Below are 15466 nucleotides of genomic sequence, written 5' to 3'. Positions count from 1 at the left end.
AGCAACATGCGTCAAGCAGAAAAAGCACGTAAAACCTTCGAAACAGACATCAACATGCAGGTGAATCTGGACGATAACAGCAATATCAAAATCAATACAGGAGTCGGTTTCTTCGATCACATGCTGACACTGTTCGCAAGCCACGCTAGAATCGGTCTCGTGGTGGAAGCGAAAGGAGACTTGCATATCGACAGTCACCATACAGTGGAAGATACCGGCATCGTGCTCGGTCAGCTGGTGAAAGAAGCGCTTGGTTCAAAGGTAGGGATCAACCGATATGGCCATGCGTTCGTGCCGATGGATGAAACACTTGGATTTGTTGCACTCGATATAAGCGGGCGACCATTCCTTGTCTTCGATGCAGAATTCGAGAATCCGAAACTCGGAAATTTCGATACGGAGCTCGTACGCGAATTTTTCCAAGCTTTCTCCGTTCATGCAGGCGTTACGCTACATGCCAAGGTGCATTACGGTTCCAATACACATCATAAAGCGGAATCTCTTTTCAAAGCACTAGGCCAGTCACTGGCGATTGCCATAAAGGTGAATCCGGATATCAAAGGTGTCAACAGTACGAAAGGAATGATCGAATGATTTCCATCGTCGATTACGGCGTCGGCAATGTCGCGAGCGTTGCCAATGCCTGCAAACAGCTGGGATATGAAACAATCCTGACTGAAAAAAAGGAAGTGTTCGAGCAGGCAACACATATCATCCTGCCAGGTGTTGGTTCATTTCGTGCTGCCATGGAAGAAATCGAAAGACGCAACCTACGCGAGCTACTTCTTGATTTGGCTGCACGCAAACCGTTCATCGGTATTTGTGTCGGTATGCAGCTGCTATTTGAAAAAGGCTTCGAACATGGGGAAACAGCGGGGCTGGGTCTCATTACAGGAACGGTAGAAAAAATCAAAACGAGCCTCTTGCTCCCTCACATCGGCTGGAATGCCTTGGAGGTTGATGAGCGTTTCCCAACCTACACAGAGCATGATGGCAAGCATGTTTACTTCGTGCACAGCTACCAGGCTTATACACCAGAAGAATACATCGTTGCCAGCACGGAATATGGTACAAACATCCCTGCAATCGTACAGAAAGATAATATTTGCGGAATTCAATTCCATCCTGAAAAAAGCGAAAAAGTCGGCCAGCTGCTATTGCAAAGTGTGTTTGAAAGCAGTCAGCAAGCCCATAGAAAGGAAGAAAACAGATGATCGCAAAACGCATCATTCCATGCCTTGATGTGAAGGATGGTACAGTCGTCAAAGGGACGAATTTCGTCTCCTTACGTGAACTTGGCGATCCTGTTGCTATGGCCGCGGCCTACTCGAAAAGCGGTGCCGATGAAATTGTGTTCCTGGATATTTCGGCAACACATGAAGGACGGAAGACGATGATGGATATCGTCCGTCAGACTGCATTGCATGTATTCGTGCCTTTCACAGTCGGAGGCGGCGTTCGGACGATTGAAGATATGACGACCATGCTGCAGGCAGGAGCGGATAAGGTAGCCATCAATTCAGCGGCTGTTGCCGATCCAGAACTTATCACCAAGGGAGCAGAGAAGTTCGGATCCCAATGCATCGTCGTTGCCATCGATGCGAAGCGCTTTGACGATGGCTGGCATGTCGTCACGCACGGCGGCCGCAAAGATACAGGAATTGATGCCATCGAATGGGCGAAAGAAGCAGAAGCAAGAGGAGCAGGGGAGATCCTGCTGACAAGCATGGATGCCGATGGGGTGAAAACCGGCTATGACCTGCCGCTCACCAAAGCGATCGTCGATCAAATCCGTATTCCGGTCATTGCTTCCGGCGGCTGCGGCAGCCCGGAACATATAACGGAAGTATTCCAGGAAACCGATGTATCTGCAGCACTTGCTGCATCGATTTTCCATGATAAAACCTTCAGCATCGAAGAAGTGAAGCAAAGCTGCCAACAGGAAGGAGTACGAATTCGTGAAGCCTGACTTTACCAAAGGACTTGTTCCGGCCATCGTGCAGGACAGCCAGACCAAGCAAGTACTCATGCTTGCCTATATGAATGAAGAAGCATACGAAAGAACATTGGAAACAAAAGAAACATGGTTCTATTCCCGTTCTCGTGAAGAGCTTTGGAATAAAGGAGCAACTTCCGGCAACACCCAGCAAGTCGTCGACATGAAATTGGATTGTGATAATGATACGATCCTGATCAGCGTCATTCCGCAAGGACCTGCCTGCCATACAGGGGAGGTAAGCTGTTTCTTCAACGAAACGCCGATAACTGGAGAAGCTATGACGGAAACGAATATCTTCCATACTGTCATGGATGAAGCTGAAGACCGGAAAAAGCATCCAGTCGAGAATTCCTACACAAACTATCTTTATAAAAAGGGTGTCGATAAAATCGGCAAGAAAGTGATCGAAGAAGCCGGGGAAGTCGTTATCGCCGCCAAAAATGATGATACAGAGGAACTGGTGAATGAAGTGAGTGATTTGCTTTATCACAGCTTCGTCCTGCTCGCCAACCAAGGCGTCAGCCTGCAGGAAGTCGAAACAGAGCTCGCCCGCAGATTCCAGAAGAAAGGCAATAACAAAGGAGAGCGTCCCCCGATTGAAGAGTGGTGACGCTCTTTTTTTGCCTCACTGATGCAATGATGACTACAACCAGACTGTGTTTATACTAACAACATACTGACATATGCATACATTGCTGTTAAGGTCTGTCGGCTTCAGCTGAATCTTCCGGCTCGTAGATGAAATAGTCAAAATCAGCATGCAGTTGCTGACCTGACGTGTCCTGACATTGCATTCCCACAAATGCGCCAGTAAAGAAGCCACCGCCACGGATATAATCATCCGATAGTTTATGAGAAGGAAGTGTCACAGGAATTTCCTCCCACTTTCCCCCATCAAAGGAATAATGATAGTTATATATGTTAGCGTTTACAATGCAACGCAAATAAATATATTCCACTTCTTCCGGAAGGACGATATGTTCATCGTGGAGAGGCTGCTGAAAAACAAAGTTATCGCATATTGTCAAATCCAGTATCCTTCCTTTATTTTCATCAGCTGTGATCTGCAAAGCAGACCAATTTTGCGTATTATAATAGTTAATCAGTCCAGCTGCCTGTTGAAAATTAGTTGGGTGGAAGGATACTTTTGTTTCTGCTGTAAAGTGAAAATGCTGCCATCTTCTCGCTATAAACGCTTGAGTGAATTTAGACGTAAGAGATTCTCTTCCATAAAGTCTTAAATGTCCAGGATTATCTTTCAGAGTTGCAATCTTGTTATCCAAAGGTATCCGAAGTGATTGGAAGTGAAGATTTAACGAATCAGTATCAAAATCGTCTTTCACTGCATAATCACTTTTCCATGTTACTTCTTTGATTTTTGGACCTTCTATCTTAAGTGAGGGTTGATTGCCGCCTGAAACATAAGGCCAATCATTTTTCCATTCCAAACGTTGAATTGCGGTTTCACGGCCGAGCGGACAATATCCACGCGGATCCAACAGTGGTTTATTTGGTTGTGATAAAGGTCGGCCGGTTAAGTGAACCAAAAACCATTCATCGGTGTGTGTACGAACGATGGATGCGTGCCCTGCTTTCTGCAGCGGGTTATAAGGATACGGAAAAGAGGTGATCAAAGGATTATCTGGATGAACTTCATAAGGACCATGCAAATTTTCGGATCGGGCAATAGTGGCTTGGTGATCGTATTTGGTTCCCCCCTCGGCAGTCAAGAGATAATAGAATCCGTTTATCTTATAAAGATGCGGGGCTTCAGTTAATTTCACTTCTGTTCCTTTGAAGATGATTTCCCTTTTTCCTACCAGCTTTTGTTCAGGAACGCTGTATTCCTGCAGGACGATGCCATAAAAATTATGGTGATCGACTCGTTGATCCCAAAGCATATTTACAAGATATTTTTTACCGTTGTCGTCGTGGAACAATGACGGATCAAATCCTGAGCTGTTTAAGTATATTGGTTCAGACCAAACACCATCTATGGTATCACAGGTAACCAAATAATTATGGCAATCCTTCCATTGTCCATCGACTACTTTTACATCGGTATAGATAAGCCAGAACTTATTGTCATGATAGGATAAGGCCGGAGCCCATACACCACCGGAATCAGGATTTCCCATCATATTCAATTGGCTTAGCCGGTTTAGCGGCCTTGATACCAAACGCCAATTTTTCAGATCTTTGGAATGATAAATGCCCACCCCTGGGAACCATTCGAAAGTGGATACAGCAATATAATAATCTTCTCCTGCCCGACAAATACTTGGATCAGGATTAAACCCTGTTAAAATGGGATTTTGAATGATTGTCATTTGTATAACCTCTCTTTTTTGGGATACGGAACAATTAAACATCCTGAATGTTGATTGCCAAGAAGTTTTCGTTTGCATAAGCAGCAGCCCCCAAGGCGGCTGAATAACGGGATAATTTAGAGAAACCAATCCTTAAGTCTTTTTGATGCGTACGAAGCGTTTGTTTCTTTTTCTCCTCAATGGACCCACTTAGCCATTTAGCGGAAGAAGCCAGCCGGTTCCCGATGATGATTTGTTCTGGATTGAAAATATTGATAATATTGTTAATCCCGATTCCAAGATAATTGCCGATTCTGTCAAAGACTTCTACAGCATGCTGATCACCTCCTTCAGCAAGGTCGTTAAGCTCTTCGAGGGAGAGGACCTTTCCGCTTACTGAAATTCCAGATGCCATCGCCCTATCTATCAGTGCTTTTTCAGAGGCATACAGCTCCCAGCACCCGTGATTGCCACAGCGGCACAAAGGGCCATCCGTTTCAATAGTCATATGTCCAAGTTCTCCAGAGAATCCGCTTTGCCCCTTATAAAGTTCACCGTTCAGGATGAGACCGACACCGATACCGATACCCACACTGACATACACTAAATTATCGGAAGATTGACCGGCACCGAATTGCTTTTCTCCGTAAGCTCCTGCGTTTGCTTCATTCTCTATGAGGACGGGCACGTTATATTTTTCCTCCAACACTGCTTTTAGGTCAATATTTCGCCAATTCAAGTTTGGAGCGAGCTGGATTTCTCCCTCTGTATTAACTGTACCCGGTACACCGACTCCGATTCCAACCAGGCCATAGGGACTTTGAGGCATGGAATGAAGGAGGGAATCAATGGACTTATGCAATTCTTTTAGGATTTCTTCATACGTAAGATCGCTGAAATGAATGATTTTCTCATTCTTGATATTTCCTTGCAGATCCGTCAAAATGCCTAGAATATAATTCACACCAATATCAACCCCGATAGAGTACCCTGCAATATGGTTGAATAAAAGCATGACAGGACGTCTACCGCCGCTTGATACTCCCGGTCCGGATTCCAAGATCAGGTTTTCTTCCAGCAGCTCACTTACCTGGGATGATACGGTACCTTTATTCAGACCTGTTTTTGCTGCGATATCTGCTCTGGATATAGGCATGTGATCTTGAATTGTTTGTAAAACCAATGATTTGTTTCCTTTTTTAACAACATGCTGATTAAAGGTTTGGGATAATTTCATTCAAAAGCTCCATTCTGATGTTTGAATATTTCCATATTACCATTATAAACTTAGTTTATCCACTAGACAAACATTGTTTTCGGTGATAAACTGATTCCAGTAACACAAGCATTCCAAAAGAATAATGGGAGGAGTATGAATTGACAAAAAAGAAAGCGGTTACAATGGTCTTTGCTGTTATTTCCTCGTTGTTGTTAATCAGTGGGTGTTCCGGTTCGGATGATGCTTCAAGTTCTGGTGGTAAAACGATTGAGTTTATGCATTTATGGCCGGAAGGGAGTTCTAAGCAACATAATGAAATTGTGAAGGAGATCGTTGCTGATTTTGAAGCAGATAATCCAGATGTAAAGGTAAAGTTGGAAGTGATGAGCAATGAGCAATATAAGGATAAGATCAAAGTGTTGTCCACCTCCAATGAGTTGCCTGATGTAGGTATGACGTGGGCAGCAGGGTATTTGGAACCTTATGTGGACGGTAAAAAGTTTACTGCTTTGGATGATTTGCTTGAGGGGGATTTAAAAGACAGCTTTGTTTCTGGAATACCAGAAGCTTATGCAATCGACGGCAGTACGTATGGATTACCGCTTGAATTGAATATTGCCTCAGTATTCTATAATAAAAAGATTTTTGAGGAGAATGGTTTGGAAGTACCAAAAACATATGAAGAATTTCAAAGTGTCGTAAAAACGCTGGCCAAAAATGATGTGGCTCCAATTGCACTGGGCAATAAAGATAGCTGGACAGGATCTTTATGGTATATGTATTTCGCCGACAGGATCGGCGGTGGGGATGTATTGACAAATGCAATCAACCGTTCAGGTTCTTTCACTGATCCTGCGCTGGTTTCCGCTGCTGAAGAAGTTCAGAACATGGTGGATATGGATGCATTTGTGAAAGGATTCAATGGGCTTTCAGACGAAGAAGCAAAAAGCATGTTCATGAACGAACAGGCTGCCATGTATCTGATTGCAACATGGGATCTCCCTAACTACACAACCAATGAAGATGTTCCTCAAGAGTTTCGTGATTCTGTAGGTTATTTTCCTTTTCCGACTGTTGATGGAAGTGGGGATATGAGCAGTTATGTAGGCGGACCTGGAGTAGGTTTGTTTGTTGCTGAGGATTCGGATGTAAAAGAAGAAGCGAAAGAATTTGTATCTTTCTTCGTAAAAGAGTGGGGAGAGAAGTCGGTTTCAGAAGCAGGAGTTATCCCGGCTACGAAAGTGGATGCTGCTTCATTGGATTTGCCGGAAATGTATGTAAATGTACTTGATGACTTGAACAATGCGAGTAATATTACATTGTTTGCCGATGTTCAAATGAGCGCGGATGTTGCTCAAGTGCACTTGGATATGATCCAGTCCTTATTCGGAAAAGAGGTATCGCCAGAAGAATTTGCCGAAAAGCATGAAGAGGCTCTGTCAAAATAATCTTTGAAATCAACGCAAGAGAAGGGCAAACCTATAGCTGGATTGTCCTTTTCTTATAAAAAAGGGGTTGATCACCATGGATAAAGTTATGTCCAATAAATGGGTAGTGGGACTGTATATTCTCCCGGCATTTTTGCTCATCAGTATTTTCATCTTTATTCCTTTGCTGCTGTCTGGATACTATGGCTTGATGGATTGGGATGGTATAGGTGCCATGAAGTACATAGGTATGGAAAACTACTTCAATGCCATTCAGGACGGATTATTTTGGGAAAGTGCCTTGCATTCATTCTTACTCGCATTGTTTTCCACTTTGAGTTTGATTGTCTATTTGGCAATTTCTTTAGTGCTTGCATCAAAAATCAAAGGATCCAATGTATTGCGGAAAATATATTTGATTCCAATGTTGTTGTCTTCGGTCGCAATCGCACAATTATGGATCAAGGTCTTCAACCCTTCCAATGGTATTTTAAATAGCATTTTAGCTTTCTTTGGGGTAGAGAATCCGCCAGCTTGGCTTGCTGAACCGAATGTGGTATTGTACGCCATCTTTATTCCGATACTTTGGCAATACGCTGGTTTTTATATATTGATTTATTATGCTGCATTAAAAAATATCCCTGAGTCGATAGTTGAAGCAGCGAGGATCGATGGAGCCACTCCATTGCAGATTGCCTATAGAATCAAATTACCCATGATCATGGGGGTTGTTAAAGTAACGATTGTCCTGGCGGTTGTCGGTTCATTGAAGTACTTTGATTTGATTTACGTCATGACGGGCGGCGGACCTAACGGTGCTAGTGAAGTGATGGCATCCTATATGTACAAATTGGCATTTTCAAGTAATGACTTTGGGTATGGCAGTGCCATCGGGTTTCTATTATTACTCATCACACTGATTGTTACCGTCATTGTACGAAAAATTACAGCTTCCAAAGAGGAACTGCAATATTAAAAGGAGGTCATTGCCTTGAAAAGAGTAGGATACATTCTACTTTACGTTTGTTTGGCTGCGGTAGCCGTGTTTCAGATATTCCCGATTTTATGGCTGTTTCTCTTTTCTTTGAAAAATAATCAGGAGATCTTCTCTAAGTCTCCATTCTCCTTGCCGACGGAATTTAGATGGGAAAATTATATGAAAGTATGGGATAGCGGGATAGGAGGTTATTTCTGGAACAGTGTCTGGATCACAGGAGTTGCTATCGTTTTTACCGTGTTACTGGCGAGTATGGCTGCATTCGCAATTACCAGGATGAAATGGAAGTTAAGCAAGCCAGTGCTGGGATTATTTATGGTGGGGTTGATGATACCTATACATTCTTCCATCATTCCTTTGTTCAACATGTTTCTGAAGGTGGATATGATAGACAATCCTTGGTCGATCGTTATAACGTATACAGCTTATAATTTGCCGATCACCTTGATGATTTTGTTAGGGTTCTACTATACATTACCTCGTGAAATAGAGGAGGCAGCCATTATGGATGGCTGTTCGGTTCATCGGATATTTTTCAGGATCATCCTTCCGATGACAGTTCCAGTTCTGTCCACTACAGTGATTATTAACATGATTTATAACTGGAACGAGTTTGTATTCGTGAATACCTTCATAAGCTCAGATGAATATAAGACACTGACAGTCGGGATACAAAATTTCATTGGGCAGTATATGACGGATTGGGGGGCAATCGGTGCAACCTTAATCATTAGTATGCTGCCAATATTGCTGGCCTTCTTATTTTTTAGCAATAAAGTAGTAGAAGGTATCTCTTCCAGTGCAGTTAAAGGTTAAGGTGAAAAAGCCAAAGAGTAATCTCTATGTGAAGATTGCTCTTTTTTACATGGTACTTTTTCTATTCATTCCAGTAAAAGCATGCAAACAGAGCCACATCGTGATGAACGCAAAAGAACTACCGCCAAATATAAATGCCAAGGAAGGCAGCGTATACATTATAAGCAACAAACAAGCCAGACAGATAATGATTAAAAGTGTGTGCAAAGGATGAATCAACATGATCAAAAAAGCATGTTTGATGATTGTTCTAACATTCAAATCAAAATGGACAAAAGTCGGAAAAAGATAAAACAAGAAAAGGAAGGAAAAAAGGATGAATACCAGCAAAGGAACGTGCGTCCAAGACAGGCCAGAGGGAAGGATGTGCATGTACCATATATCCACGAAGATGGTAACCGTGAGCATTGCAACGAATACCCCTAATTTATTACTTTTCCAAAATTCCTTTTTGTATGATGACCAAAACGTCGTAAATAGGGCAGAATCCGAATCTCCCCTCAACCATTTCCTGATGATGCTGTACATAGCAATTGTGGAAGGGAAAAATCCCAAGATAATACCGCCGGCAAAAGTGAATAAAATCCAAAGGACATTCAAATAAGCAAAACGTGTGATCCATTCCAATATAAGATAAATAGTACTGCTGATTCTGTCCATTTTAAGACCTCCTTTTCTGTGGCAAGCCATAAAAATATGAAAGCACTTACATTATAAGATAATAGATTCAATAAGTATACGCTTTTTTGCTGAACATGTGAGGAAGATGATAGTTTGGAAAACTTAGTTTATCGTCTAGACAAACTAAGTTTTCGGTGATATCATCAAATGGAAAGAGTCGATGATGAAGGAAGGGGAGGGTTGGCTTACGCGGAAAAATGTAAGGGCTTACTCCATTCGGACCTGTCTGCTGTTCAGCTTAGCTGCTTGCCGGTAAAGAAATTGGAAATGACAGTGCTGATGACATGGAAATCGAGATGCAGGCAAAGGAAACGACACACTTATCAGTTTCGGCTTAAACACTCGGACGCTGACAGCATTATCAGGTATCCATATAAAATGGAATATCATTAGGGTATTCAATTCGAGGGGAGCTCTGGCAGAAGTCAGTGGAATTTTGCTTTCAAGCACGGCCGTCAGAGCTTTAGACATGAATGAATTAGATGCCTTGACAGCCTTTTGGGAGGAAAAGAAAAATCACTGGAGTTGTTATTGATGCCTTGATTATCGCTAGTATCGGCAATGGCATGAGCATTATGGCAATACATCGTAAAAGGCATGATTCTTTGGATACATCAAGTAAAAAACAATAGGAGGTAGTAACATGGCTTATTTTGAAAGCGTTGACAAGATTGTATTCGAAGGTACTGATTCTACCAATCCATTAGCCTTTAAATTTTATAACCCCGAAGAAATGGTTGCAGGAAAGACGATGGAAGAAATTCTTCGGTTTGGTGTTGCGTATTGGCACACGATGACCATGGATGGTTCCGATCCATTTGGCAGCGGGAATATGCTGCGCCCATGGGATAAATTCTCCGGTATGGATTTAGCTAAGGCACGTGTTGAGGCTGCATTTGAGTTTTTCGAAAAGCTGAATGTACCATTCTTTTGTTTCCATGATGCAGATGTTGCACCTGAAGGAAGTTCCTTGGCTGAAACGTATCAAAATCTTGATACAATCGTTGCCATGATCAAGGAATATATGAATACTAGCAAAACAAAGCTTTTGTGGAATACAGCGAATCTGTTTAAACATCCTCGCTTTGTCCATGGCGCCGCAACTGCGGTCAATGCGGACGTGTATGCTTATTCTGCTGCCAAGGTAAAGAAGGGACTCGAAATTGCCAAAGACCTTGGAGCTGAAAATTACGTGTTTTGGGGCGGTCGCGAGGGATATGAAACGCTATTGAACACAGATATGAAGCTGGAACAGGACAATCTTGGCCGGTTCTTCCACATGGCTGTGGATTATGCTAAAGAAATCGGATTCAATGGACAATTTTTGATTGAACCAAAACCAAAAGAGCCTACAAAGCATCAATATGATTTTGATGTGGCCACAGGATTAGCGTTTCTCCAAAATTATGATTTGAAGGATCATTTTAAATTTAACATAGAAGCAAATCATGCCACATTGGCTGGCCATACGTTCGAACATGAACTTCGGGTCGCGCGCATCAATGGCATGTTGGGTTCCGTTGATGCGAACCAAGGTGATCCGCTGCTTGGCTGGGATACAGACGAATTTCCGACAGATTTGTATGCTGCCACTTTAGCGATGTACGAAATCCTGAAAAACGGCGGACTTGGTAAAGGTGGTTTAAACTTTGATGCTAAGGTGAGGAGGGGATCATTTGAAGCGGAGGATTTATTCCACGCGCATATTGCGGGAATGGACAGCTTTGCGGCAGGTTTGAAGACGGCCCACAAATTGTTGGAAGACCGCGTATTGGAGGACTTTATCGAAACTCGTTATAGCAGTTTTACAAGCGGGATAGGAAAGGAAATCGTAGAGAATAATACAGACTTTCATAAACTCGAGGAATATGCCTTGGGATTAGGAGAAATCAAAAACGCTTCAGGCCGTGCAGAACAGTTGAAAGCGACCATTAATCAATACCTATTAACCGTTCTGGCAGAATAGATAAGTTAGGATATACCAGATGAATATATTTTTGGTATATCCTATTATGTCGTGAAAAGGGGGAGATAATTTGAAATATGTGATTGGGATAGATATAGGGACGAGTGCTGTGAAAGCGCTGCTCTTAAACAAAGCAGGGGAAGTTTGCTTGGAAGAAACAATGACATATCCGCTAATTCAGATGAAATCCGGATACAGTGAACAGGATCCTGAGGAGTGGGTACGCAAGACGATTAGCGCCCTGCAAAGCTTAATAGGGAGATTTGACGAAAGGATCGAGGATATAGAAGGGATTAGTTTTTCCGGCCAGATGCATGGACTTGTTTTACTTGATGGGAATGGGAATGTTCTGCGTGATGCTATTTTATGGAATGATACGCGCACTACGAAGCAATGCGAGGAAATTTATAATAAAATCAGCAAGGAAAAGCTATTGACTATCACTAAAAACCCAGCGCTGGAGGGCTTTACATTACCGAAATTATTATGGGTGAAAGAGAACGAACCGGAATTATTCAGAAAGGCATCGACATTCATGCTTCCAAAAGATTATGTGCGTTACCGTATGACGGGCCATATCGCGACCGAGTATTCCGATGGGGCGGGGACGCTCCTATTGAATATAAATGAAAAAACATGGAGTTTGGAGATATGCGAAGATGTGGGTATCTCACCTGCTTTATGTCCTCCGCTGGTGGAATCACAGGACTGTGTCGGGACACTGACTCCGGCTTTTGCTTCTGAATCAGGCCTGTCACCAGCAACTAAAGTGTTTGCAGGAGCGGCGGATAATGCCTGCGGAGCAATTGGCTCCGGAATTTTAAAAAAAGGTGAAACCTTATGCAGTATTGGAACCTCGGGGGTCATCTTGTCTTATGAAGACAAAGGCGACTTGGATTTTGAAGGAAAGGTGCATTATTTTAATCATGGCAAAAAGGGCGCCTTCTATACAATGGGTGTCACTCTGTCGGCAGGCCACAGTCTTCATTGGTTCAAAGAGGTTTTTGCCAAAGATAATGATTTTGAAACATTGTTGGAGGGAATCGATAATGTACCAATCGGCTCCAACGGATTGATCTTTACACCATATCTTACTGGTGAGCGAACTCCTTATGCTGATTCGGTTATTCGCGGAAGTTTTATTGGTATGGACTCTTCTCATTCGATTAAAGATTTTGTAAGAGCGGTATTGGAGGGAATAACGTTTTCACTTCATGAGTCCATCCAGATATTCCGGGAGAATGACAAAGTCATCGATACTGTTGTCTCGATTGGCGGAGGAGCAAAAAATGATGCATGGCTTCAGATGCAGGCGGATATCTTCGATGCCACGATTGTACGCTTAAAGAGTGAACAAGGCCCCGGTGTCGGAGCGGCAATGCTGGCGGCTGTCGGAGCCGGGTGGTTTACGTCACTTGAAGAATGCGCCGAAGTGTTTACGGAAAAGATGAAAGAGTTCAAGCCGATTGCTGCAAATGTAGAAAGATACAAAAGTTTATTCCGCATTTATCAGGAAGTTTATGTTTCTACGAAGGGCTTAAATCAGGAACTGAAATCATTTAGAATATAGTGTTGCTGTTAAAAGGCATCCATCTTAATTTGTGCTTAGTATTTCTGCCAAGGGATTAAGCCAGGTCATCAGGAAGGCTTGGCTTTTTCTGATTTATCCTATTTAGAGCCTCTTCATTTAGTCTCTCACATCACCTTGCCCAACCGATAAGCGGATAAGCCCTGGACTTTTATGTTCTTTTCCAATTGAATGGACTGCTTCTATGGCCGGATGAGATGCTAAAAATCTGTCAGATTTCAAAATCTTTCAATCTTTCCTCACGCTGCACCATCGATTTTCTCTTCCTATCGTTTCGCTGCTTTCATTTTGAGTATTTTTTTGTTCATATACTTTAGAAGACCTTTACGCCGTTTCTGTTATAATTGATTCTTAATTGCGGTTTAAGAAAGGCAGATACATGACGATAAAATCCATCGAATCATTGGAATATTTATATACCTTCACAGCGGGCAGGGAAGAGACTTCCTTATGTAAATTGGAGCAAAGATCACTTTTCGGACAGGAATCAAACAATCTGATCAAAAGTACGACAAAAATCGATCCGAGTAGAAGTCCATTCATCAAAGGAAGACTTTCCATTCTTTACTTAGGGGAAACTATTGATGATATCGCCGAACAGGTGCATCAAATAAAGCTTCAAGATAAAACCTTCAAGGTACTTTACCTAAAAATAAATGATTTAGACAATGAACAGAAAATAGAATTTGAGGAACAGCGAGCTATTGAGAGGAAAGTTGGCTGGAATATAACCGGAAAGGCGAAAATGCGGAATCCTGATGTTCTTTTTGGCATCGTTCCATTCAAAGGGCGATGGTATTTCGGCACCTATGTAAAGAATGAATCGGTCTGGCTGCATCATGCCAAAAAGCCACAGGAATATTCAACGGCTTTAAACACACGTTTGGCAAGAACGATTGTAAATATCGCAGTGCCAAACCCACGTGGTGTCAGTGTTATCGACCCTTGCTGTGGGATTGGCACCGTTTTAGTGGAAGCTCTATCGATGAATATCCCTATCATTGGTGCCGATCGTAATCCGCTCGCAGTAAAAGGAGCACGGGAAAATATTACGCACTTTAACTATCAGGGGGAAGTTGCTGTCAAAGACATTGCCGAACAAGAAGGGCACTACGATGTCGCAATCGTTGATATGCCTTATAATCTGTATTCCCGTGCGACCGCAGAAGAGCAATTCACTATTATTAAGAATGCCAGAAGGATAGCTGATAGACTTGTGATCCTTACAATCGAGGATATGGATGAGATGTTGTGGAAGGCAGGATTCACAATAATCGATCGATGTGTTGCTAATAAGGGGCTGAAAGCACTGTTTTCTAGGCAGGTTATTGTTTGTGAATAGATAATTACGTTAGTATCTCAAAACAGCCATTTATGTAGAAACAGATGGCTGTTTCATTATTCACCAAGTACAAAAGTGAATATGTTATCGTCTGCATCTTCTGAAACTGTAATTTTTTCGTATTGAGTTTGGCGATCATTCAGAACTAAGAAAGCTTCGTACGTCGTCCCAACTTTCAACACTGCTTCTGTTTTCCCTTGCGTATCTGTCGGCTCAAGTATTATTCCTATATCCGGTACTGATTCACCTGTTTCTGCTAATGTAACAGTAAAACCATGCACAGGTGATGTAACAGATTCCATAACGTAAATAATTACTTTCTCTTCCCCTGTATTTTGCTGTTGTTGACAACCTGTAATGAGAAAAAGGAAGCAGGTGACATAAAAGATAAATAGAAAATGATGGGTTACTGTTTTCATTTTGAAACACCCTTACATTTTTTTGTGTTGCAATGCTATGTTGTGATGCTTTTTACTAGCTGCGACTAATGATCCGCTTTAATTTCATTCAATTCTTTAATTATATGGCCCAAGTTGCCTAAGGGATGAAATGGTTATGCATTCAGCTATAATCAGCTGTTGAAATGGTGACTAAAACGGTGCTTTAGAGATAGCTCGTTACAATATACGGGACAATACGAATCTGCTAGCTCAGTAGAATGGCCACGTACAACTGATGTTACTGAGAACCAAGAAAAGAACCAAGCATTCATGGAAAGAATACCGATGCAGCGTGCAGCAACACCAACCGTATTTTCAAGGGAGATGCTTTGATCGGCTAAGTTGATGCGTATAACCTTGTAAGAAAATCACCTTGCAATTATCATGATATTCACGGCAAAGAGCATTTTTATTATCTTTTGAAGTTAATAGATTAAGTGCGTTGGAATCAATACATAGGGATTTTATGGATAAGCTAATTGTGGTTGGATAGATTAATACAGGGTACATACGGGAAAAAAATTAGTTTTCTATGACCTTGATGGAAATAAGGTTCGTTGATGAATTGAGCCCAATGTTTAAGGAAAGCCACTTCAATTCTGAATGAAGAAGAGATCCTCAATTACAATGATACAACTTTTCTTATTAAAACCCTGATCTAAGGCTGCTGATCAGGGTTTTC

The 15466-nt window shown here is 42.1% G+C and carries 14 protein-coding genes and 1 pseudogene; 11 read left to right on the top strand and 4 right to left on the bottom strand.

Annotated features, from left to right (window positions below; genetic code table 11):
* Nucleotides 1-6 precede the first annotated feature (6 nt).
* The 4 genes from hisB to hisIE are packed head-to-tail and all read left to right on the top strand — an operon-like array spanning nucleotide 7 to nucleotide 2609.
* Nucleotides 7-594 (top strand): imidazoleglycerol-phosphate dehydratase HisB, encoded by a 588-nt coding sequence (gene hisB, locus AB1K91_RS06710; protein ID WP_413089002.1) that lies wholly within the window; start codon nucleotides 7-9, stop codon nucleotides 592-594.
* The gene (gene hisH / locus AB1K91_RS06705) at nucleotides 591-1214 is read left to right on the top strand and encodes an imidazole glycerol phosphate synthase subunit HisH (protein WP_413089001.1); all 624 of its coding nucleotides are present in this window, start codon (nucleotides 591-593) and stop codon (nucleotides 1212-1214) included. Before hisB ends, hisH begins: the two co-directional genes overlap by 4 nt.
* Nucleotides 1211-1969 (top strand): imidazole glycerol phosphate synthase subunit HisF, encoded by a 759-nt coding sequence (gene hisF, locus AB1K91_RS06700; protein WP_413089000.1) that lies wholly within the window; start codon nucleotides 1211-1213, stop codon nucleotides 1967-1969. The genes hisH and hisF overlap by 4 nt, the downstream gene beginning before the upstream one ends.
* The gene (hisIE, locus tag AB1K91_RS06695) at nucleotides 1959-2609 is read left to right on the top strand and encodes a bifunctional phosphoribosyl-AMP cyclohydrolase/phosphoribosyl-ATP diphosphatase HisIE (RefSeq protein WP_413088999.1); all 651 of its coding nucleotides are present in this window, start codon (nucleotides 1959-1961) and stop codon (nucleotides 2607-2609) included. Before hisF ends, hisIE begins: the two co-directional genes overlap by 11 nt.
* Nucleotides 2610-2697: 88 nt before the next feature.
* Here hisIE and AB1K91_RS06690 read toward each other — a convergent pair whose 3' ends face one another.
* Both AB1K91_RS06690 and AB1K91_RS06685 read right to left on the bottom strand, forming a co-directional pair.
* The gene (locus AB1K91_RS06690; protein ID WP_413088998.1) at nucleotides 2698-4329 is read right to left on the bottom strand and encodes a glycoside hydrolase family 43 protein; all 1632 of its coding nucleotides are present in this window, start codon (nucleotides 4327-4329) and stop codon (nucleotides 2698-2700) included.
* Between the two features lie 34 nt (nucleotides 4330-4363).
* Nucleotides 4364-5545, bottom strand: coding sequence for an ROK family protein (locus AB1K91_RS06685; protein WP_413088997.1), 1182 nt, complete (start codon nucleotides 5543-5545; stop codon nucleotides 4364-4366).
* A gap of 140 nt (nucleotides 5546-5685) precedes the next feature.
* Here AB1K91_RS06685 and AB1K91_RS06680 point away from each other — a divergent pair, with 140 nt between their 5' ends.
* The 3 genes from AB1K91_RS06680 to AB1K91_RS06670 all read left to right on the top strand — a co-directional run bounded on the left by AB1K91_RS06680 (nucleotide 5686) and on the right by AB1K91_RS06670 (nucleotide 8767).
* Nucleotides 5686-6975, top strand: coding sequence for an extracellular solute-binding protein (locus AB1K91_RS06680; protein ID WP_413088996.1), 1290 nt, complete (start codon nucleotides 5686-5688; stop codon nucleotides 6973-6975).
* Nucleotides 6976-7051: 76 nt separating this feature from the next.
* Nucleotides 7052-7930: a carbohydrate ABC transporter permease gene (locus tag AB1K91_RS06675; protein WP_413088995.1), complete on the top strand. Its 879-nt coding sequence runs from the start codon at nucleotides 7052-7054 to the stop codon at nucleotides 7928-7930.
* 15 nt (nucleotides 7931-7945) lie between these two features.
* Complete coding sequence (locus AB1K91_RS06670) at nucleotides 7946-8767, top strand: carbohydrate ABC transporter permease (RefSeq protein ID WP_413088994.1); 822 nt, start codon at nucleotides 7946-7948, stop codon at nucleotides 8765-8767.
* A gap of 45 nt (nucleotides 8768-8812) precedes the next feature.
* Here the strand turns inward: AB1K91_RS06670 and AB1K91_RS06665 are convergent, their stop codons facing one another.
* Nucleotides 8813-9427 (bottom strand): YesL family protein, encoded by a 615-nt coding sequence (locus AB1K91_RS06665; RefSeq protein WP_413088993.1) that lies wholly within the window; start codon nucleotides 9425-9427, stop codon nucleotides 8813-8815.
* A gap of 664 nt (nucleotides 9428-10091) precedes the next feature.
* Between AB1K91_RS06665 and xylA the strand changes: the two genes are divergently transcribed.
* The 3 genes from xylA to AB1K91_RS06650 all read left to right on the top strand — a co-directional run bounded on the left by xylA (nucleotide 10092) and on the right by AB1K91_RS06650 (nucleotide 14344).
* Nucleotides 10092-11414: a xylose isomerase gene (gene xylA / locus AB1K91_RS06660; RefSeq protein WP_413088992.1), complete on the top strand. Its 1323-nt coding sequence runs from the start codon at nucleotides 10092-10094 to the stop codon at nucleotides 11412-11414.
* Between the two features lie 70 nt (nucleotides 11415-11484).
* Nucleotides 11485-12984 carry a xylulokinase gene (gene xylB / locus AB1K91_RS06655; RefSeq protein WP_413088991.1) on the top strand — a complete coding sequence of 500 codons (1500 nt, stop codon included), beginning with the start codon at nucleotides 11485-11487 and terminating at the stop codon, nucleotides 12982-12984.
* A gap of 397 nt (nucleotides 12985-13381) precedes the next feature.
* A complete protein-coding gene (locus AB1K91_RS06650; protein WP_413088990.1) occupies nucleotides 13382-14344 on the top strand; it encodes a TRM11 family SAM-dependent methyltransferase in 963 nt (320 codons plus the stop codon).
* A gap of 56 nt (nucleotides 14345-14400) precedes the next feature.
* Here the strand turns inward: AB1K91_RS06650 and AB1K91_RS06645 are convergent, their stop codons facing one another.
* Entirely contained in the window at nucleotides 14401-14763 is a 363-nt protein-coding gene (locus AB1K91_RS06645) for a hypothetical protein (protein WP_413088989.1), read from the bottom strand.
* A 398-nt stretch (nucleotides 14764-15161) separates the two neighbouring features.
* On the opposite strand from AB1K91_RS06645, the pseudogene AB1K91_RS06640 reads away from it, so the two are divergent.
* Nucleotides 15162-15391, top strand: a pseudogene (locus tag AB1K91_RS06640) (VOC family protein); the annotation flags it as partial.
* Nucleotides 15392-15466 lie beyond the last annotated feature (75 nt).

Source organism: Terribacillus jepli (assembly GCF_047228925.1).
GTDB lineage: Bacteria > Bacillota > Bacilli > Bacillales > Amphibacillaceae > Terribacillus.
This window is presented reverse-complemented; position numbering and strand designations above follow the sequence as displayed.